General features: G+C 61.5%; 14 protein-coding genes. 5 read left to right on the plus strand and 9 right to left on the minus strand.

Going from position 1 to position 21969, the window contains the following annotated elements; translation table 11 throughout:
* Positions 1–11: 11 nt before the first annotated feature.
* Complete coding sequence (locus SM766_RS14470; protein WP_368948223.1) at positions 12–602, minus strand: thymidine kinase; 591 nt, start codon at positions 600–602, stop codon at positions 12–14.
* A 437-nt stretch (positions 603–1039) separates the two neighbouring features.
* On the opposite strand from SM766_RS14470, the gene SM766_RS14475 reads away from it, so the two are divergent.
* Positions 1040–1510, plus strand: a complete 471-nt coding sequence (locus SM766_RS14475; protein WP_065272916.1) for a hypothetical protein — start codon at positions 1040–1042, stop codon at positions 1508–1510.
* A gap of 74 nt (positions 1511–1584) precedes the next feature.
* On the opposite strand, the gene SM766_RS14480 is transcribed toward SM766_RS14475, so the two are convergent.
* Positions 1585–2712, minus strand: a complete 1128-nt coding sequence (locus SM766_RS14480) for a beta-ketoacyl-ACP synthase III (RefSeq protein WP_368948224.1) — start codon at positions 2710–2712, stop codon at positions 1585–1587.
* Positions 2713–2938: 226 nt separating this feature from the next.
* On the opposite strand from SM766_RS14480, the gene SM766_RS14485 reads away from it, so the two are divergent.
* The 4 genes from SM766_RS14485 (at position 2939) to SM766_RS14500 (ending at position 8776) form a co-directional block, all read left to right on the plus strand.
* Positions 2939–3418, plus strand: coding sequence for a MarR family winged helix-turn-helix transcriptional regulator (locus tag SM766_RS14485; protein ID WP_368948225.1), 480 nt, complete (start codon positions 2939–2941; stop codon positions 3416–3418).
* A complete protein-coding gene (locus SM766_RS14490; protein ID WP_368948227.1) occupies positions 3415–4473 on the plus strand; it encodes an efflux RND transporter periplasmic adaptor subunit in 1059 nt (352 codons plus the stop codon). Before SM766_RS14485 ends, SM766_RS14490 begins: the two co-directional genes overlap by 4 nt.
* A gap of 10 nt (positions 4474–4483) precedes the next feature.
* Complete coding sequence (locus SM766_RS14495) at positions 4484–7525, plus strand: efflux RND transporter permease subunit (protein ID WP_368948229.1); 3042 nt, start codon at positions 4484–4486, stop codon at positions 7523–7525.
* Positions 7526–7897: 372 nt separating this feature from the next.
* Complete coding sequence (locus SM766_RS14500; protein WP_368948230.1) at positions 7898–8776, plus strand: delta-class carbonic anhydrase; 879 nt, start codon at positions 7898–7900, stop codon at positions 8774–8776.
* A 66-nt stretch (positions 8777–8842) separates the two neighbouring features.
* Here the strand turns inward: SM766_RS14500 and SM766_RS14505 are convergent, their stop codons facing one another.
* From SM766_RS14505 to carB, 7 genes are all read right to left on the minus strand, one after another.
* Entirely contained in the window at positions 8843–9967 is a 1125-nt protein-coding gene (locus tag SM766_RS14505; RefSeq protein ID WP_368948232.1) for an ABC transporter permease, read from the minus strand.
* 1 nt (position 9968) lies between these two features.
* Positions 9969–12710 (minus strand): ribosome-associated ATPase/putative transporter RbbA, encoded by a 2742-nt coding sequence (gene rbbA / locus SM766_RS14510; RefSeq protein ID WP_368948233.1) that lies wholly within the window; start codon positions 12708–12710, stop codon positions 9969–9971.
* A 10-nt stretch (positions 12711–12720) separates the two neighbouring features.
* Positions 12721–13719, minus strand: coding sequence for an HlyD family secretion protein (locus SM766_RS14515; RefSeq protein ID WP_368948234.1), 999 nt, complete (start codon positions 13717–13719; stop codon positions 12721–12723).
* Positions 13709–14929, minus strand: a complete 1221-nt coding sequence (locus SM766_RS14520; protein WP_368948235.1) for an acetate/propionate family kinase — start codon at positions 14927–14929, stop codon at positions 13709–13711. The genes SM766_RS14515 and SM766_RS14520 overlap by 11 nt, the downstream gene beginning before the upstream one ends.
* A complete protein-coding gene (locus SM766_RS14525; RefSeq protein ID WP_368948237.1) occupies positions 14926–16293 on the minus strand; it encodes a bifunctional enoyl-CoA hydratase/phosphate acetyltransferase in 1368 nt (455 codons plus the stop codon). Before SM766_RS14525 ends, SM766_RS14520 begins: the two co-directional genes overlap by 4 nt.
* A 91-nt stretch (positions 16294–16384) precedes the next feature.
* Entirely contained in the window at positions 16385–18130 is a 1746-nt protein-coding gene (locus SM766_RS14530; protein WP_490363364.1) for a PHA/PHB synthase family protein, read from the minus strand.
* Positions 18131–18486: 356 nt separating this feature from the next.
* Positions 18487–21849 carry a carbamoyl-phosphate synthase large subunit gene (gene carB, locus SM766_RS14535; RefSeq protein WP_368948240.1) on the minus strand — a complete coding sequence of 1121 codons (3363 nt, stop codon included), beginning with the start codon at positions 21847–21849 and terminating at the stop codon, positions 18487–18489.
* Positions 21850–21969 lie beyond the last annotated feature (120 nt).

A 21969-nucleotide genomic window follows, 5' to 3' on the forward strand; every position in this document is an offset into this window, starting at 1 on the left:
CTCGGGAACGGTCAGGCTTTTGAGCCGTCCCCAACCGCTTCGCGCCAGTGACGGCGGCAGAGCGAGACATAAGTTTCATTGCCGCCGATCTGCACCTGATCACCCGTGGTGATCGCACGGCCCTGATCGTCCTGCCGGATCACCATGGTGGCCTTCTTGCCGCAATGGCAGATGGTTCGCACCTCGCGCATTTCATCGGCTAGCGCCAAGAGTGTGGCGGATCCGGGAAACAGGTTGCCCTGAAAATCCACCCGCAGCCCGTAGCACAGAACCGGTACCCCCAGATCATCGACCACACGAGCCAGTTGCCAGACCTGATCAGGTGATAGGAATTGTGCTTCGTCCACAAAAATACTGGCAACGCTGCCTCGTGACAGGCGTAATTTGATTTTTGCGAACAGGTCCTCGCCCGCACCGAACACATCGGCCTCGGCGCTGATGCCAATCCGCGAAGCAATCCGGCCCTTGCCTGCCCGGTCATCGACACGTGCGGTCAGAAGGTAGGTGTCCATGTTGTTTTCGCGGTAGTTGTGCGAGGCCTGAAGCAGCACGGCGGATTTACCGGCATTCATGGTGGAGTAGTTGAAATAGAGCTTTGCCATGCGTGCGGTTTACCCTTTGGCAATGGCTGAGTGAACCGCAAAATAATCCCGGATCGTGGGGATGCAGAGGGCAGTGCAGATCACAGGATTCGAACCCTGATGTCCAAAATACGCCCCCCCACAGCAGCCCGACCAGTCCGGGTCGAAATAGACCCTAGGGATGGATACAGGCACGCGCCACTGGGGAGGACGCCTAAAGAAGGATATGTCGTACACCCGAAACGGATGCTTGACCTCTCCCACTCATATTGAAGCGCAACCTCACTCACAAAGTTTGCTTCAACCCCAAACAAAGATGCACAATAGCATCTGGGCCACTCGTTAAATCCCTGAAAACCCAAGGGATGGCGCTAGTATTGCAATTCGTTTAAAAGGACTTCATGGGAAATTAACAAGTTCATTCCCCGCCCCGGGGCGGCTTATGAGGCAAGATTTACATGGCAGAGATCGGCAGGTACCTGAAAAAGCATACCGAAGCGCTGGTTAAGGACGTTGGCATAGAGGCCGCCTGTCAGATTACAGGCAAGTCCAAGGCGACATTGGGTCGTTACTATTCAGACAATGCCGAACATACGGAACGGTTCATGCCGGTGGATTCCGTGGCCAAGCTGGAGGGGGCTGCTTCTTTTCCGCATGTGACCTCGGCGCTCGCGGATCTGAAGAACATCACGCTGTCCTATAATCACTCCGACGATTCGGGCGTGGAAAGTGTCGGGCGCACAGGAGGGGTGAATGCCGACGTGATCGCGCTGAGCCAGCGGTTTGCAACCCTGATGAGCGAATATCAGGAAGCCATCGCTGATGGCATCATCACCGTCAATGAGGCCAAGCGCTTGCTGCGGGAAACGGTCCTGTTGCAGCAGGTCCTTCTGGATATGAAATTGCATCTCGAAGAAGAGAGCAACTGACGCTCTCGGACGTTTCATTGCGGGGCAGTAGTCCCGCTGGTAGGCCCCGACGGACTGCGGGGCCTTTTCCGTTTTCAGCCCATATGGCGGCGCAGGATCGCCGAGCCGACCGAATAGCCGGCGCCGAAGGAACAGATCAGGCCAATCTCCTGGTCGGCCATGTCATCGGAATTCTGCGCAAAGGCGATGATCGAGCCTGCCGATGATGTATTGGCATAGTCCTGCAGGATATTGGGTTGCTCGCCGGGCTCCGGGGTGCGGCCCAGAACCTTTTTGCCAATGAAATCATTCATCGCCTTGTTCGCCTGATGCAGCCACAGGCGCTTCAGATCGTCACTGGCAATGCCACTGTCAGCCAGATGGGTGCTGATGTGCTCGCTGACCATGGGCAGCACTTCCTTGAACACCTTGCGGCCGTTCTGCATGAACTGCATGTCGCGGCGGTCCGCAACCCCGTCGGGGCGCGAGCGGCGCAAGAAGCCGTTGTTGTTTCGGATATTGTTGGAAAATTCGGTGGCACAGCGGGTCGACAGGATTTCGAAATGCGGCCCCTTGGCGTCTTCGATTCGTTCGACCAGGGTTGCGGTCGCCACATCGCCAAAGATGAAGTGGCAGTCACGGTCGCGCCACTCCAGATGCCCCGAGCAGATTTCGGGGTTTACCACCAGCGCCGAGCGGATGCTGCCCGAGCGGATCATATCCGCGGCCACCTGCAGGCCAAACGTGGCCGAGGAACAGGCGACGTTCATGTCGAATGCAAATCCGTCGATGCCGAGGAGTTTCTGGATCTCGATTGCCACCGCGGGGTAGGGGCGTTCCATATTGGAGGCCGCACAGATCACGGCGTCTACGTCGCCCGCGGTCTTGCCAGCCTGTGCCAGAGCCTTGGTCGCCGCATCGACGGCCATTTCCGCCATGATGCCCGGTTCGTCATCGCTGCGCTGGCGCAGCAGCGGGTGCATGACCTCGGGGTCGAGAATTCCCGTCTTGTCCATCACATAGCGCTGCTCGATGCCAGAGGCCTTGACGATGAACTCTTCCGAGGAGTGCTGCATCGGGGCCATTTCGCCCGCTGCGATAGCCTCGGCGTTCTTTTCGTTCATGCGGTCGGCGTAGGCGTTGAACGCCACGACCAGCTCGGCATTGGTGATGATCTGAGACGGGGTGAAGACCCCGGTGCCGGTTATGGCGGCTGTGTGCATGGTAACGGATCCCGAGTTCGCAAAGTGCCGTATATCTGGGCATTTTGCGTGCGGAAGGTCAAGGTCAGCCGCAAGCTGCCGCAGGGGCAAGCAGGAACAGTGGGGCAGTGTTCGGGGAATGTGAACTTCTTCACATGAAAAGTTCATTCGCTGAAGTAATCTGCTGCGAATCCCGCACCACGGCGATCCGCTGGTGCACACCCTCTTTGCAACCGGGCCTGGCCTCATGACCGATGACACCTTGCAGCTATCGCCGGAGATCCGGTCTCTGATGGGCGTTTATGCGCTCTACTGGATGCTGGACGATGCGGTTGAGCGTATGGATCAGGCGCCGCGGATCGGGCGGTTGGAAAGCCGGATCCTGATCCGGCTGGACCGGCCCCGGCGCATGGGGGCGCTGGCACAACTGTTGCTGACTGGCCCCCCGTCCGTCACCGCGGCAGCGGATCGGCTTGAGGAGATGGGTCTTGTGCAGCGGCTGCCCGACCCGGATGACCGGCGGGCGCTGTTGCTGCATCTGACCGACCAGGGCCGCGCCGTGCGAAGCCAGCTGGACGAGGAGGCCCGCCGACTGTTCCGCCAGGTCTCTGGCCTTTCAACTGACGAGATCGCGCAGTTCGCGGCGCTATGTGAAAAAATACATGATACGAGTACAGGAAACGGCGCCCCGCTGGGATGCCCGGATCCGAAAGGAGACAGAGAATGAAAATCTTCCACCGAGTGTCACGGCTGATCCTGCCCGCGCTCGCCCTCTCGGCCCTGGTGCAGGTAGGGCCGCTGGCGGCGCAAGAGACGGCCAAACCGGTCAAGCTGCTGAAAACGCAGGCGGGCAGCGTGTTGGTTGAGCGCCAGTTCTTTGGTCAGGTGGCGGCGAAACAATCCGTCGACCTTGCCTTTCAGGTGGGCGGTCAGGTGCTGGAGTTTCCGGTGGCGCAGGGCACCGTGGTGCCCGAAGGGCAGCTTGTTGCGCAACTGGACCTGGAACCTTTTGAGCTGAAACTGGAACAGGCCCGGCTGCAAAAGGCGCAGGCGGACCGCACGGTGGCACGGATGGAGAAACTGACCGGGACGGTCAGCCAGGTGTCCATCGATGATGCGGAAACCCAGGCTGGTCTGGCCAGGGTCGCCCTGCGGGATGCGGAATACGCCTTGCAGCATGCGACGCTGACGGCGCCCTTCGATGCGCTGGTCTCCAGCCGCGAGGTCGAGAAATTCACCACGGTCAGCGCCGGGACGCCCATCGTCCGGCTGCACGATATGTCTGAACTGCACATCAAGGTGGATGTGCCTGAAATCCTGTTTCAGCAGGCAAATGCAGATGAAAAGGTGGATATCACGGCCTCCTTCCCGGGCTGGGACGCCACCTATCCGGTTGAAATTCTTGAATTCGATGCCGAGGCGAGCAGCGTTGGGCAGACCTACCGGGTGACCTTCCGTCTGGCGCCTCCTAAGGATCGGCAGATCCTGCCCGGGGCCTCGGTTTCGGTGCGGGTGCTGGTCAATACCGGTGCTGCGGCGATCCGCCTGCCGGCAACGGCCATCGTGGTGTCCCCCGAAGGGCAGACTGGTGTGATGGTCTTTAGCCCCACCGGGGCCGACAATGGCACGGTCGCCTGGCGGCCTGTCACTGTGACGCCGACGCAGGATGGCGATTTCACCGTCACCGAAGGTCTGACTGGCGGTGAAGAGGTGGTTCTGGCGGGCGGCACCGCCCTGTCGGACGGGCAGGCGGTACGCCGCTTTGCCGGTTTCGCGAACTGAGGGCGGGCAGATGGATATTGCACGCGGCTCAATCGAAAAACCGCTTTATACATGGCTGATCATGTTGATCGCCCTTTTCGGGGGCATCTGGGGTTTCCTGTCGCTGGGACGGCTTGAGGATCCGGCCTTTACCATCAAACAGGCTGTCATCGTGACCCAGTATCAGGGCGCCACGGCAGAGCAGGTGGCGCTGGAGGTCTCTGAACCGCTGGAGTCTGCGATCCAGAAAATGGCCGAGGTCGATATCATCACCTCGATCAACCAGCCGGGCCAATCCCTGATCGAAGTTGAAATCAAATCGACCTATGACGGCAGCGAGCTTCCCGCCGTCTGGACCAAACTGCGCGCGAAGATCCGCGATGCGGCCCTGTCCCTGCCCGAAGGCACAAGTCAGCCCTTCGTGAACGATGCCTTCGGGGATGTGTTCGGCCTGTTCTATGCCGTCACCGCAGACGGATTCAGCGATGCGGAAAAGCATGAACTGGCAACTTTCCTGCGGCGGGAGCTGCTGACGGTTGATGGGGTTGCCGATGTAGATGTCTCCGGCCTGCCGGACGAAGCGATCTATGTCGAACCCGACCTGCCGATTTCGGTCAACTTGAATGTACCACTGACGGCGATTGCCAATGCCATCGCCACCTCCAACTCGGTTCGCCCGGCGGGCAAACTGGATGCGGGCGATGCCGACACCCGGCTTCTGGCGCCGCAAGGATCGGACAGTGTTTCGGAAATCGCCGGTCTCTCTGTTGGGGTACAGGGCGAGGTGATCAACGTGATCGACATGGCCAAGGTCCACCGCGGCCGGGTTGCTGATCCCGATCTGATCGTGCGCTACAACGGGGCCGAGGCCTTTACTCTTGGGGTGGCCGGTATCGCGTCGGAAAACATCGTGGATGTGGGCAAGAACGTCGATGCCAAGCTGGCGCAGCTGGACAGTGACATCCCCTATGGCGTGTCGCTGCAGCCGATCTATCAGCAGCACGTGGTGGTCGAGCAGGCCTCGAATGACTTCCTGGTGAACCTGGCGATGTCCGTCGCCATCGTGGTGGTGGTTCTGGCGCTGTTCATGGGCATGCGCGCGGCCATTGTCGTCGGCGTGACCTTGCTGCTGACCGTGGTCGGGACGCTCTTGTTCATGAACCTTTTCAGCATCGAGATGGAGCGGATCTCCCTGGGCGCGCTGATCATTGCCATGGGGATGCTAGTGGACAATGCCATCGTGGTTGCCGAGGGCATGCAGATCTCGATGCTGCGAGGCAAGAACTCGCGCGAGGCCGCGCATGAGGCCGCCAGCAAGACGCAGATCCCGCTTCTGGGCGCGACTGTCATCGGGATCATGGCCTTTGCCGGTATCGGCCTCAGCCCGGATTCCACCGGTGAATTCCTCTTCTCGCTGTTTGCCGTGATCGGCATTTCGCTGCTGCTGAGCTGGCTTCTGGCGCTGACGGTGACGCCGTTGCTGGGGCATTATTTCTTCAAACGCGGCACTGGTGGCGGTGGCGACGAATACGGCGGACTGATTTTCCGCGCCTATGGCGCCAGCCTGCGTCTGGCACTGAAACTGCGCTGGCTGGTGGTGGTAGGGCTGATCGCCCTGACGACCGTGTGCTACATAGGCTTTGGACAGGTCAAACAGGCGTTCTTTCCCGACTCCAACACGCCGCTGTTCTTCGTGCATCTGAAACTGCCGCAGGGCACCTCGATTCACACCACTTCGGCGCAGCTGCAACGGGTCGAAGACTGGTTGGCCGAGCGTCCCGATGTGGAATCAACCGCGGCCTTTGTGGGGCAGGGGGCGACCCGTTTCATGCTGACCTATTCGGCGGAAAAGGCGAACCCCAGCTATGGTCACCTGATCATCCGCGCGAGCAGCCTGCAGGAAATCCCGGCGCTTCAGGCCGATCTTGAGGCCTTTGGGCGCAGCAATTTCCCCGAGGCGGAATTCCGCACCAAACGTCTGGTCTTTGGCCCAGGCGGCGGTGATCCCGTTCAGGTTCGTTTCTCGGGTCCCGATCCGGCGGTTCTGCGCCAGCTGGGGGAGGAAGCCATGGTGCGGCTGAAAGATGGCTCTGACAGTATCCTGAGCGTGCGGCACAATTGGCGTGAACAGGAACTGGTGCTGGAGCCGATCTATGCCACAGACCGGGCACAGACGGCGGGGATTACCCGCGAGGACATCGCGGGCACCTTGCAGTTCTCCACCGACGGGGTGACGGCCGGCATGTTCCGTGAACGCGACCGGCAGATCCCGATCATCCTGCGCAGATCGCCGGAGGATCAGTTCAACATCATGGATCAGCTGGTCTTCTCCACCTCGTCGAACCGTTTCATGCCTCTGGAACAAATGATCGACGGGGTCGAGATCAAGGTGCAGAACACCCTGATGCATCGCCGCGACCGGGTGTTTACCCTGACCGTGGGGGCGGATATCGCGCCGGATGTCACTGCTGCAACAGTGTTCAATGAGGTGCAGAACAGCATCGAGGAGATCGCCCTGCCGCCGGGCTACCGGATGGAATGGGGCGGGGAGCACGAAAGCTCGGCCGACGCCAACAAGAGCCTTGGCGCGCAGCTTCCGGTGTCCCTGCTGATCATGGTGCTGATCTCGGTCCTGCTGTTCAATGCGATCCGTCAGCCGGTGATCATCTGGTTGCTGGTGCCGATGTCGGTCAACGGCGTGGTCATCGGGCTTCTGGGCACCGGTCTGCCCTTTACCTTTACCGCGCTTCTTGGGCTCCTCAGCCTGTCGGGCATGCTGATCAAGAACGGCATCGTCCTGGTCGAGGAAATCGATCTGGTGCGCGCCGAAGGGCGGCCGCTGCGCGAGGCGATTGTCGAGGCGTCGGTGTCGCGTTTGCGTCCGGTGATGCTGGCCGCGATCACCACGATCCTTGGCATGGCGCCCCTGCTGAGCGATGCTTTCTTCGTGTCGATGGCGATCACGATTATGGGCGGTCTGGCCTTTGCCACCGTGTTGACGCTGGTGGCGGCGCCGGTGTTCTACCTGATCTTCTTTGCACGCGATGAAAAACGGGAAGCCTCTGCAGCCTGACCTGACGGTCTGGTACCAAACTCAAAAGGCCCCGGATATTTCCGGGGCCTTTTTGCATCTGCGCGGATCGCACCGGTTGCGCAGCGTCAGATCAGCGGCACGAAGGGTACATCGCAGGCACTGAGTGTCATCAGGGTCAGAAGAGTAATCATCACGCGCATTTTGGCGCTCCTTTGGTTTTGCTGCTCGATCACGGCAGCTGACCCCAAAGCGCCGCACAGGTCAAACCTCTCTCCGTGCCGTAGAGAGTTGACGGTGCTGCGGCATGATGTCTTTAAAATGCTCCGCTAACCCCTTGTTCAATACTTTTGTTAAGAATGATATTCTGAACAGAAGCGTGCGAAGGTCCAGCAATCGGCGAGGGAGTTCTTCATGACACGAGCATATTTGCGTGCGGTTACCGTTTCATCCTTTTTCCTGTTGGCAGGCGGCGTTCATGCGACATCGACCGGGCACGGTGAAGAGATGCACGTGGTCCCCGATGCGGTGATCGCAGAGCAACGTCAGGCCCTGTCGGAAAACACGCTGTTTGCCGGGTTCGGCCCGCAGGCGCCGCGCGATATCGACAGCATGGGCGGCAGCAACAAGGTCAGTTTCGAAGCCGCACCACCCTATAACGAAATGAACCTCTGCAACATCCATTTCCACGAAAGCGCCGAACACCGGGGCGGGGAATTCACCACCTATGCTGGCAACGGCGATGGTCACGGCTATGGCAGCGGCTACAAATATTCCGGTGAGCTGAGCGTGACGGAACTTGCGCCGTACCATGAAGAGGTCGGAGCCACCGAACACGGCAGTCTGGTGCCCGGCGACACGATTGAGGTGCATTTCGTGCACACCACCGCGCGGGTCGATCCCGGCCCGACGCTTGGCTCCTGCCTCAGCGAGGCCATCAAGAACCCGCAGCTGCGGGTGGAGGCGCAGGTCTTTGTGCTGGTCAACGATGAGACCGCGCTCGATTTCACCAAAGTCACGCGCTTACAAAAGAAAAACGGCTTGACCCAGGCGGTAAACATGCCAACCGATACCGGGCGGCCGGTCGTCTATGCGGGTTCAACCACCGGGCCTGCCTATAACGAGAAGGGATCGCCCTTTCAGGTCACCTGGGCGGTGCGCCCCAAGGTGGCCAAGGTCAGCATCCAGTCGGTCGCCAGATGGCTGGACTACAACACCTTTGACGAAGACCACGCCCATGGCGTGCGCAATCTGGTGATCAATCCCGACCTCCTGTCGGTGATCGGACGCTGACACGCGCTGCCCCGCTATTGGGGCGCAAGGTTTAGGAGCAGGGGGGCCGGGTAGACGCCCTCCGGTTCAGACGCTGGTTCCCAGTGCCCGGCGAAATGCCATCAGGCTGCCGGACAGGAACACCGCGCCCAGGCAAGCCATCGTCACCAGTTCGGGCCAGACAATCGACAGATCCGCCCCGCGGAACACCACGGCCTCGGCAAAGGCCATGTAGTGGCGCGAGGGCAGCAGCCAGGTGAAGGGCTGCACGATATCAGGCTGGCTTTCGATCGGGGTCATGCCGCCGGAGAGCATCATCATCGGCATGATCGTCATCATGATCAGCAGGGCGAATTGCGCCATGGTCCGGGCGATGGTTCCAAGGAAAATTCCGATGGCCGCCGCTGCAAACAGGTAAACCGCTGTGCCCGCAAAAAGCAGTGCGTGCGTGCCGACCATTGGCACCTGCAGCAGGCCCTCGAACACCACCAGCATCGATAGAGCAAAGACGCTGATGATGATCAGCCCATTGGCCCAGATCTTGGCCAGGGCGATCTGAAAAGCGGTGAGGGGCATCACCAGAAGATGTTCGATGGTGCCATGCTCGCGCTCGCGGATCAGGGCGGCGCCGGTCAGCATGATCGCGACCATGGTCAGGTAGTTCAGGATGCCATTCAAGGCATTGAACCAGACCTGGCTGCCATTGGGGTTATAGGCCCGCCGCAGCACCAGATCGACCGGCGCTCCGGCGGACGGATCGCGGCCCGCCAGATAGCGGCTGACCTCGGTCTGGATGATCGCCTGAATGTATCCATCGCCCAGCCCGGCCTGCATTACTGCGGTTGCATCGATATGCAGCTGGATCTCGGGCTGGCTGCCTTTGCGCAGCTGTGCTTCGAAATCGGGGGGGATGACCAGCGCAAAGAGGAACCGCGCCTGATCCAGCCCGGGGCCGATCTCTTCCGCATCTATGGGGATCGGGGTCTGGAAATAGGGCGGGTAAAAGGCGTTGGCGATTTGGCGCGACAGCTGCGAATTGTCCTCGTCCGCAATGGCGATAGAGGCGTTATTGACGTTCTCCGGTAGGCTGGTGGCATCCATATAGACCATGAAGGTGAACACGAAGAGGATCAGCCCCGCCATCACCGGATCCATCAGCACCGTGCGTAACTCCTTGGTGCCTAGCCAGAAGATATGGTGAAGCGCCTTCATGCTATTTCTCCTGCTTGCGCAGCAACAGCACTGCAATGGCCAGAAAGACCGGAAAAAACAGGCTCAGTTTCACAATGTCATGGCTCAGCGCCGCCCAGCCCAGCCCCTTTGTATAGGCGCCGACACTCAGATGCATGAAATAGGAGGCAGGCCAGGCCGAGCCGATCATCTGCGCCTCGGGCGACAGGGTCGAAATCGGCTGGATCATGCCGGAATACTGCATGGTCGGCATCAGCGAGAGCAGCGCCGCCGCAAAAACCGCGGCGACCTGCGTTTTGACCAGCGAGGACACGACAAGGCCATAGGCGGTGACCGCAAAGCCATAGCACAAGGCCCCGAGCGTTATCGCGGACAAGGAGCCTTTCAGCGGCACATCCAGTACAAATATGACCATCAGCGTCAGCACCAGGTAGTTGCACATGGCAATAGCGACATAGGGCAATTGCTTGCCCACCAGGAACTCGATGCGATTGGTGGGGGTGACATAGAAATTGGTGATGGTTCCGATTTCCTTTTCCCGCGCCACGCTGACGGCCATCAGGATGACAGGAAACAGCATCAGCAGCATGGCCGGTATCGACGGCCCCATTGACCGGATGCTGGCAAAGGTCGGATTGTAGCGGTAGCGGTTTTCGATGGTGAAACTGGACTGTTCCTGCGGATCGACACCGGCCTCCAGCATCAGATCGCGCAGATAAATGGCGTGCCCACCGGTGATATAGCCCTCGACGGTTCCGGCCCGCATCGTATTGGCCCCATCCAGCCAGGCCGAAACTTCGGGCGTGTTGCCCCGCGCCAGATCACGGCCGAAATTCGGTGGGATCTCGACGGCGACGCTGACCTCGCCTGCCGCCATCTGGCGGATCAGATCCTCCCGGTTCAACAGATCCGGCTGTTCCAGAAAATACCGTGACCCGGTGAAACTGCTTAAGTAGCTACGGCTGGCCGGAGACTGGTCTTGATCCAGCGCGGCAAAGGTCAGATCCTCCACATCCATCGAGACACCGTAGGACAGCACCACCAAAAGGATCACCGATCCGAGAAAGGCAAAGGCCAGCCTGATCGGATCGCGGATCACCTCGACCGTTTCGCGCAGGCTGTAGGCCAGCAATCTGGACAGGCTGAACCGGCCAAGCCTGACCGGGGGATCATGGGCGTCTGGCACGCCTCCGTCCTGCAGGGCCACGCTATCGGCGCTCTCGCCTTCTCCGGTTGCGTCTTCGATATAGGCCACAAAGGCGTCCTCAAGCGAGGTTGCGCCCTTGGCCTCAACCAGATTGTCCGGCGTGTCATGGACCAGCACTTCGCCCGCATGCATGAGCGAGATGCGATCACAGCGCAGCGCCTCATTCATGAAATGGGTCGAGATGAAGATCGTCACCTTGTCGTGGCGGGACAACTCGATGAGGAACTCCCAGAACCTGTCCCGCGCCTCGGGATCGACGCCCGAGGTCGGCTCGTCCAGGATCAGGATTTCCGGCTCGTGCAGCACCGCTACCGCCAGCGACAGACGTTGCCGGATACCAAGCGGCAGCCCGCCAGAGCGTGTATCCATCACATGCGATAGCTCGAACCGGTCGGCCAGCGCCGCGATGCGCGCCGTGGCCTGCTGGCTGGGGATCTGGAACAGCCGCGCGTGCAGGGCGAGGTTCTGCGCCACCGTAAGTTCGCCATAGAGCGAGAAAGCCTGGCTCATGAAACCGACGCGTTTACGGGTCGCAAGATCCTTGGCGTTCACCGGCTTACCAAAAAGATAGGCCTCACCTTCGGACATCGGCAACAGGCCGGTTAGCATCTTCATGGTGGTGGTCTTGCCGCAGCCGTTGGAGCCGAGGAAGCCGAAGATTTCGCCAGGGCGGATTTCGAAACTTACGTTGCTCACGGCGGTGAAATCGCCGAACCTCCGGGTCAGGCCGCGGGCCACGATGGCGGGGCGCTCGCCATCGGTTTGCAGCGGCGGAATGACCAGCTCCGGCAACTCGCGGCCCTCCCCGCCGGGCCGCAGGCGCACAAAGGCGGCCTCAAGACTGTCGGTGCCGGTTCTGGCGCGCAGTTCTTCTGCCGTGCCGGTGGCCAGAACCTGGCCTGCATCCATCGCCACCAGCCAGTCGAATTCTTCGGCCTCCTCCATATAGGCGGTCGAAACCAGAAGGCTCATGCCGGGATGTTCCTGCCGGATCTTGGCAATCAGGTCCCAGAACTGGCGCCGCGACAGGGGGTCGACCCCGGTGGTGGGCTCATCCAGGATCAGCAGGTCTGGATCATGCAGCAGCGCACAACACAGGCCCAGTTTCTGTTTCATCCCCCCCGAGAGTTTTCCGGCGGGGCGATCCAGAAAGGGAAAAAGCCCGGTTGCCCGGGTCAGCCGCGCGATCCGGCGGTTGCGTTCAGCGCGGCTTTGTCCAAACAGCTTGCCAAAGAAATCGAGGTTCTCCTGAACGCTCAGGTCCTGATACAGGTTCTTGCCCAGCCCCTGCGGCATATAGGCAAGGCGCGGACCGATCCGCTGCCGGTGGCCCGCCTTACGCATGTCGCCGCCCAGCACCTGCAGCGTGCCGGTCTGCATGACCCGCGCACCGGCGATCAGGTCCAGCAGCGTCGATTTTCCAACCCCGTCCGGCCCGATCAGGCCAACCACCTTGCCAGCCGGGATGTCGAGCGTCACATCCGCAAGCGCGACCACGTCCTTGTAGCGCTGCATCAGATTGGCAGCGCGGACGACGGGCTGGCTTTGATCCTCCATGGCCGGGCCCTTACTCTTGCGCGGTCAGTTCGGGGGGGATGTTGTTCAGAAACTCCGGCCAATCCGGCAAGGTCTCGCTGGCCAGACGCACATAGGCCACGCCGCGGATCCCGGTCTTCACAAGGTCAATGTTCGCTTCGACCAGCGGTTGTGGCACCCGGACCCGCACCCGGAACATCAGGTCCTGCCGTTCGCTGGCGGTTTCGACCTGTTTGGGCGTGAATTGCGACACTGGTGAGACAAAACTGACCTTGGCCGGGATCACCACATCGGCGATATCAAGCCGGATGCGGGCCTCGCTGCCGATGGACAGGAGATGCGCCTCGGTGGCGGGCAGGAAAAACTCCAGATAGACCTCGGTGAGATCGACCATGGTCAGGACGCGTCCGCCTGCGCCGATGACCTCTCCAGGCTCGGTCAGTCGGTAGAGTACCCGTCCAAGGGTCGGTGCCGTCAGGCGGGCATCGTCGAGGTAGGTCTGCACTTCCTCAATGGCGAAACGCGCCGCATCCACCGCGCGCTGCTGTGACAGAAGCGATGCTTTGGCCACGGTGAGGTTGGCCTCGGCAACCTTGTGATCGCTGAGACGTACGTCGAGGGTTTCGGCAGTTGCGACCCCGCGGGACACCAGCTCGCGGGTGCGTTCCAGCTCCTGATCGGCCAGCAGCAACCGCGCCTCGGCCTGCGCAATGGCGGCCTCGGCGGCTGCGACCTGGCTTTCCACCGATGCGTATTCCGCCTTTGCCCGCGACAGTTGCGCCTCCAACTCGCGGGTTTCAATGGTGGCGACCAGTTGGCCGGTCTCGACCAGATCACCCTCTTTCACCTCGACCGTGGCGACCCGCCCGGCGATCCGGCTGGAAATATCGACCTGAACCGCCTCAATGCGACCGTTGCCCGAGGTAATGCCATAGGGCAGCTCACCATTGCCGTTGGCGGTGTAGTAATAAAGCCCGGCGCCGGCCGCCAGGACCGCGATACCGGCTATGATCCATCTGCTAGAAAACATCTTTCATCCCCGGCTGTGCTGCATGTCCAGAGGCGTCGGCACCAGCCTGTGCGTCCGACAGAAATGTGCGGACGTGGTCCGCGATAACGCGCTCTTCATTGGTGGCGATGACATAGGCGCCGACCGTGCTGTCCACACCGTGAATGCGGGTGTCGTTGCGGGCGTTGGCCTCTGTATCAAGGGTGGCCCCCAGCCAGCCGCAGCCCTCAACGATCCGGGCACGGATCTCGGCTGCGTTTTCGCCCATGCCACCGGTAAAGACCAAGGCATCGATACCCTGCGCTGCGGCCGCCAGCGCACCGATCTGCTTGCAGGCGCGATAGACAAAAAGCTCCACCGCCTCTTGTGCGGCGGCGCTATCGCTCTCCAGCAAATCGCGCATGTCATCGCTGAGGCCCGAGACACCGAGCAGCCCCGATTGCCCACCAAGCAGAGCCTCGACCTCCTCTAGGCTCATGCCCTTTTCGCGCATCAGGTAGAGCGGCACGCCGGGGTCCAGCTCGCCGCAGCGTTTGCCCATCACCAACCCGTCCAGCGCTGTGAATCCCATGGTGGTGGCGATGCTTTTGCGGTTCTTCATGGCGCAGATGCTGGCGCCATGGCCCAGATGCAGCACCAGAACCCGGCCATCGGCACGCTTCCCAAGGTGGGTGGGCAGCTGCGAAGCGATGAATTCGTAGGAAAGTCCGTGAAACCCATAGCGCAGCACCCCCGCATCTGTGAGCGCGCGGGGCAGGGCAAAGATCTGCCCGATCCTCGGCGTGGTGCGGTGAAAGGCGGTGTCGAAACAGGCGATCTGCGGGATGCCGGGCCAGGCCCGTTGCAAGGCGTCGATTCCGGCAAGGTTATGCGGCTGATGCGCCGGAACCAATGGTGCCAGCCGCTCCAACTCACCCCGTACGTCGGCGGTGACCTTTGTGGCATCCGCAAAACGCTGACCGCCATGGACCACCCGGTGCCCGGCGGCGATGACCTTCAACTCCGCGCTTTGCTCCTGCAGGTGGCGGACCAGCCAATCCAGCACCTGCTCGTGATCTGCGTCGGCAGGCAGGGGGAGCGGCTCTGAGATGCCATCGACATGATGGACCGGGCCAAGGCCAATGCGGTCGACATGGCCCTTGGTCATGGCAGGGCCGTTGCCTGCGGCAGCGTAGAGCGCGTATTTGACCGAGGAGGAGCCGACGTTGAGGGTGAGGATTGCTTCGCTCATGGTGCGATCCTTGCCTGTTGATGCCGCACAAACAGCTGCGCCAGAGCTGCCGAGGCGACCCGAGCCAGTGCGCCATCCGCCCGGCTGGTCAGCATGATCGGCACCCGCGCGCCCAGAACCAGACCCGCGGCTTCGGCGCCGGCGAGGTACTGCAATTGCTTGGAAATCATATTGCCGGCCTCCAGATCAGGGGCGAGCAGGATATCCGCGTCCCCGGCGACATCCGATGTGATCCCCTTGGCCTGCGCCGCCGCGCGGGAAATCGCGTTGTCAAAGGCCAGCGGCCCGTCAAGGATCCCGCCGGTGATCTGGCCGCGCTCTGCCATCTTGCACAGGCCCGCCGCCTCGACCGTCGAGGGGATCTTGGGGGTGATGGTTTCAACCGCCGACAGGATGGCAACCTTCGGCGCGGCAACACCAAGCGCCTGCGCCAGATCGATGGCATTCTGCAGAATATCCGCCTTGGTCAGCAGGTCGGGAAAGATATTGATGGCCGCATCGGTAATCATCAGCGGCTTGGGGTAGCTTGGCACATCCAGAACAAAAACATGGCTCATCCTGCGTTCGGTGCGCAGGCCAGTGGCCTTGTTGACCACTGCCGACATGACCTCATCGGTGTGAAGGGCGCCTTTCATCAGGGCCTCGGCCTTGCCCGTGCGCACCAGTGAGACCGCCATGTCAGCTGCGGCGTGGCTGTGCGGGGCATCCACGATCTCGACCCCCGCCAGATCCAGACCAGCCTCGGAGGCGGCCGCCTTTATGCGCGGGGCCGGACCGATCAGAACCGGCGTGATCAGCGCCTTGTCCCGTGCCTCTAACGCGCCCTCCAGCGAGGCGACATCGCAGGGGTGCACCACAGCGGTCACGATCGGATCAAGGGGCTGCGTGGCGGCAATCAGCGCATCAAACCCTGCGCCGGGCTTGCTCAGCTGGCCCGAGGGGCGACCGGAGCGCGGCACGCGCAGGGGCTTGTCCGGTGCGATCACCTCTGCCGTGCCTTCGACAAGGGCGGCATCGGCGCTATCGGTGCAGAGGCAATCGAGCATCACATGCCGGGTTTCGGGATCGGTTTCGCGCACCGTGATGCGCGTGGTGATCATCTCGCCAAGGCGGGCCGGGGCAAGGAAGCGCAGCGATTGAGACAGGCAGACCGTGCCGGGACCGGGCAATTCGGTGGACAGCAATTCGGAAATCAGCGCACTGCCCCAGGCGCCCGCCGCAATCCCATCGTTCGGCGCAGCCGCGTTACTGCCTTCAGGCAGGTCGACACAGGGGCCGATATCGTCATCACGCAGAGCGCGAGTCAGCTCGGCGCTGTCGCCGGGGGTGATCTGATCAAAGGTCTTGCTCTCGAAATACTGCATCAGTGCCTCGTGATATCAATTATCCGCTACAATCGGGCAAAGCGCGCCGTGCCGCAATATCTCCCCGCTAACCCGGTCGGGGGCGGTGGCGTCACTCCATGAGCACGTAGGTGCCTGGCGCCGGGCAAAGCGCCTCTCCCATCGCGGGGGGCGCAGTGGGGTCTCCCGACCGGGTTTCAAGCCAGGCCACCCATTCCGGCCACCAGGATCCCTCCTTGCGCTCGGCCACTTCGCGCCATTCATCGGGGGGCAGATAGCGGTCCCGGTCGCAACTGGTGTGAACGTGATAGTGGCGCCGGGGGTGACCGGGTTCGGAAACCACACCGGCATTATGCCCGCCATTGGTCAGCACGAATGTGACCGGGGAACTGGTCAGCGCGTCGATCTTGAAGGCCGATTTCCACGGCGCCACATGATCGGTTTCGGTGCCGACGGCAAAGATCGGCAACCGCAGATCATCAAGCGACACCGGATGGCCGCCGACCTCGTATTTTCCGGTGGCCAGTTCGTTGTTCAGAAACAGCTTGCGCAGATATTCCGAATGCATCCGGTAAGGCATCCGTGTCGCATCGGCGTTCCAGGCCATCATGTCATTCAACTCCGGCCGCTCGCCCATCAGGTAATCCTTCTGAAGCCGCGACCAGACCAGATCGTTCGAGCGCAGCAGTTGAAAGGCGCCGGACATCTGACCCGCATCCAGGTATCCCTGCTGCCACATCATGTCCTCCAGAAAGGCGACCTGGCTTTCGTTGATGAACAGCGTCAACTCACCCGCTTCGGTGAAATCCACCTGCGTGGCGAACAGCGTCATGCTGGCAAGCCGGTCATCGTCATCGCGCACCATGGCTGCGGCGGTGAGGCTGAGAAGGGTGCCGCCCAGGCAATAGCCCGCGGCGTGGATCTTCTTGGCGGCGGTAATGTCCTGGATTACGTCCAGCGCCGCCATCGGTCCCTTCTTGCGGTAATCCTCCAGTCCGAGATCAGCATCTTCGGATCCTGGATTGCGCCAGGAGATCATGAATACCGTGTAGCCCTGCTCGGTGAGGTATTTCACCATCGAATTTTCGGGCGACAGATCAAGGATGTAGTATTTCATGATCCATGCCGGAACGATCAGCAGCGGTTCGGGTTTCACCTTGTCGGTGGTGGGTTCGTATTGGATCAGTTCGATCAGATGGTTGCGGTAAACCACCTTTCCCGGCGTCACCGCCACGTTTTTACCCACGTGGAAATCCGTTTCCGGGCGGAGAGGTTTGCCCGCCATCAGATCCTGCATGTCCTCGCGCAGGTTTTCCATGCCGCGCCACAGATTCATGCCACCTTCGTCCTTCGTCTTTTGCAGCACTTCAGGATTGGTCAGCGGAAAATTGGCAGGCGAGACTGCGTCAAGCATCTGGCGCGCAATGAAGGACACGGCGCGTTCATCCTCGCAACTGACGCCGCGAACGCCGGTGGTCGCCTCATGCCACCACTCCTGCTGCAAGAGGAACGCCTGCTGAAATGCGTTGAAGGGTTGCTTCTGCCAGGCGTCATGGCTGAAGCGCCGGTCGCGGCGTGCAGGCGGGACGCAGGGTTTGACCGCGTCAGAACCAAGAGAGGTTTCAAACAAATAGCGACCATAGTCCGCTGCCCCTGATACGGCCTTGTTCCACAGGTTCATCTGCTTGCCCGGGGACACGGCAAGATGGATCGACCAATCGCCGACAACCCGCATGATCGCCGCCGGAGAAAGACCCCCGGTCAGCTTTGCCAGTTTGGAGCGCGCTTCCTTGTCGAGCAAGTCGCCAATCTCGGCGGCAGGATCGTGCTCCGGTTTCTGTGAAACCTCTGCAGGCATGGCCTCGGGCAGGGGAGCGGGGCGGTTCGGAATGCCCGTTTCCTGGCCCTCGGCCGCCTTGTTTTCCGTGTTCATCGCAGACACCTCAGCCGCTGGCACCAAAGAACGCGCCGGATCGCTCCGGTCATTGCTGGCACAGGGTACGCTGCGATGCAGCAAAGGCTATGATCTGAATCAACACGGCCGCCCTGATTGCGCGGGATTTTCGGGCCGTGCTTAGCGGGGTGGCAGGATCGCCCGGCAAATCAGCCCTGCACAAACAGGCGGGAGAGCACTTGTGGCACCGATGTCCGGGATGGAACGAAAAAGCCCCGGGAAAACCCGGGGCTTTGACAATTTTCTATCTGATCGCGGGATTATCCCTGCAGGCTTTTGACCTGAACGTCCCCTTCGGCCTGCGCCTTGATCGCCAGCGCGGCGGCATGGGCACCGGCGGCGGTGGTGAAGTAGGGAATCTTGTCATACAGCGCGACCGAGCGCATTTCCTTGCTGTCCTCGACCGCCTGAGCGCCTTCGGTCGTGTTCATCAACAGCTGCACATGGCCGTCTTTCAGCAGGTCCACCACGTGCGGGCGTCCCTCGTAGACCTTGTTCACCGCCTCGCAGGCCACACCGTGCCCGTCCAGCCATGCCTTGGTGCCGCCGGTGGCGACCAGGGTGAAGCCTTGTTCGATCAGGGTGCGCGCGGCCTCCAGCATTGTGGCGCCCTTGTCGGCATCCTTGATCGAGATGAAGGCACGGCCTTCCGACGGTAGCACCATCCCGGCACCCATCTGCGCCTTGAGGAAGGCGCCGGCAAAGGAGCGATCCCAGCCCATCACCTCGCCGGTGGAGCGCATTTCCGGCCCCAGGAGCGTATCGACGCCGGGGAAGCGGGCAAAGGGCAGCACCGCTTCCTTGACCGAGAACCACGGCATGTCGGGGTCTGCCAGGGTCATCGGATCGGCCATCGGCACGTCGACGTCGTAGCCTGCATCGGGCTCATAAGGCGCCCGCTGCGGGAAGGCCGAAAGCTTCTCGCCCGCCATGACGCGCGCCGCGATCGAGGCGATGGCGCTGTCGGTGGCCTTGGCGACAAAGGGCACGGTCCGGCTGGCGCGCGGGTTCACTTCGATCAGGAAGATCTCGCCGTCCTTGATCGCGAACTGCACGTTCATCAGGCCAACCACGTTCAGCGCCTTGGCCAGCGCATGGGCCTGGGTCTTGATCTCTTCGATAACGTCCTTGGACAGCGAATAGGGCGGCAGGGAGCAGGCACTGTCGCCCGAGTGCACGCCGGCCTCTTCGATGTGCTGCATGATGCCTGCCACATGCACCTCTTTGCCGTCGCAGATCGCATCCACATCCAGTTCCACGGCACCGGCCAGATAGCTGTCGAGCAGAACCGGGCTGTCGCCGGACACCACCACTGCCTCGGCGATGTAGCGTTTCAGCTGGTCCATGTCGCGCACGATCTCCATCGCGCGGCCACCCAGAACGTAAGAGGGGCGAATGACCAGCGGGAAGCCGATTTCCTCGGCGATTTCCAGCGCCTGTTCATCGGTGGAGGCAATGCCGTTGTGCGGCTGCTTGAGGCCCAGCTTGTTCACCAGATCCTGGAAGCGTTCACGGTCTTCCGCCAGATCGATGGCGTCGGGCGTGGTGCCGAGGATCGGAATGCCCTCGTCCTGAAGCGCATTGGCCAGTTTCAGCGGGGTCTGACCGCCGAACTGCACGATGACACCGTGCAGGGTGCCGTTTTCCTGCTCGGCACGCAGGATCTCCATCACGTGTTCAAAGGTCAGCGGTTCGAAATACAGCCGGTCCGAGGTGTCATAGTCGGTCGACACTGTTTCGGGGTTGCAGTTGATCATGATCGTCTCATAGCCCGCGTCCGTCAGCGCATAGCAGGCGTGACAGCAGCAGTAGTCGAACTCTATCCCCTGGCCGATCCGGTTCGGGCCACCGCCCAGGATCACAACCTTCTTGCGGTCCGAGGGGCGTGCCTCGCATTCCACTTCGCCCATCATCGGGGTTTCATAGGTGGAATACATATAGGGAGTCTGCGCCTCGAACTCGGCGGCGCAGGTATCGATCCGCTTGAAGACGGCGTTGACGCCCAGGTTCTGGCGGGCACGGCGCACGTTGTCCTCGTCCCGGCCCGTCAGGGCGCCAAGACGGGCATCGGTAAAGCCGAGCATCTTCAGCGCCCGCAACTGGTCCTCGCGCATCGGCAGGCCGTTTTTGCGCACCTCGCGCTCGGCGTCGACGATCTCGCGGATGCGGGACAGGAACCAGGGGTCGAACTTGGTGACGTTCTGGATCTCATCATCGCTGAGCCCATGGCGCATCGCCTGGGCAATGGTGCGCATGCGGTCCGGGGTCTGCTGGCTGATCGCCTTAATCACCGCCGCCTTGTCATCGCCGGTGGCCTCGTCCCAGAGGCCCACGGTCATGCCGGGGATCTCGACCTCGTCAAAACCGGTGAGGCCGGATTCCATCGAGGCCAGCGCCTTTTGCATGCTCTCGTGGATGGTGCGGCCGATGGCCATCGCCTCGCCCACGGATTTCATCGCGGTGGTGAGGTAGGGTTCAGAACCTGGGAATTTCTCAAAGGCGAATTTCGGGATCTTGGTGACGACATAGTCGATGGAGGGCTCGAACGACGCGGGCGTCACCTTGGTGATGTCGTTGTCCAGCTCGTCCAGCGTGTAACCCACCGCCAGTTTCGCGGCGATCTTGGCAATCGGGAAGCCGGTTGCCTTGGAGGCCAACGCAGAAGAGCGCGACACCCGCGGGTTCATCTCGATCACCACCATGCGGCCATCGGCGGGGTTCACTGCCCATTGCACGTTGGAGCCGCCGGTCTCCACGCCGATTTCTCGCAGCACCTCGATCGAGGCGGTGCGCATCATCTGGTATTCCTTGTCGGTCAGCGTCAGGGCAGGGGCCACGGTGATCGAATCACCGGTGTGCACGCCCATGGGATCGACGTTCTCGATCGAGCAGACGATGATCGCATTGTCCGCCTTGTCGCGGACCACTTCCATTTCATACTCTTTCCAGCCCAAGAGGCTCTCGTCGACCAGGATCTGGTTCACGGGCGAGGCATCCATGCCGGAGCGGCAGTAGTGGATGTAGTCTTCGCGGTTATAGGCCACGCCGCCGCCGGTGCCGCCGAGCGTAAAGGCGGGGCGGATGATCGCGGGCAGGCCGACTTCATCAAGGGCGTCGAGGGCCAGCTGCACACCTGCCTCAAGGTCGGCAGAGCCATTGTCGCGGGTGGGGGCGGTGATGATCGTGGCGCGGGGGTTTTCCAGGCCCAGCCGGTCCATCGCTTCGCGGAACAGCTTACGGTCTTCTGCCATTTCAATGGCTTCGCGCTTGGCGCCGATCATTTCGACGCCGTATTTCTCAAGCACACCCATCTCTTCGAGCGCCAGAGAAGTGTTGAGACCCGTCTGCCCGCCCATGGTCGGCAGCAGCGCATCAGGGCGTTCTTTTTCGATGATCTTGGCGACGACCTCGGGCGTGATCGGCTCGATATAGGTGGCATCGGCCAGGCCCGGATCGGTCATGATGGTGGCCGGGTTGGAGTTCACCAGGATCACCCGGTAGCCCTCTTCACGCAGCGCCTTGCAGGCCTGTGCGCCGGAATAGTCGAATTCGCAGGCCTGCCCGATGATGATGGGCCCCGCACCAATGATCATGATCGACTGGATGTCGGTTCTTTTTGGCATGGCCTAGCTTCCTTCGATTGTGCGTGCGGAATGTGGGTCGAGTCACCGGGCGCCCCCATGCGCCCAAATTGTCCTGCGTTATAGGGATGGCGCGAAAAGGTGCAAGGGGGATCGGAAACG

Source organism: Pseudophaeobacter sp. A-200-2, from assembly GCF_041008815.1.
Lineage (GTDB): Bacteria > Pseudomonadota > Alphaproteobacteria > Rhodobacterales > Rhodobacteraceae > Phycobacter > Phycobacter gallaeciensis_A.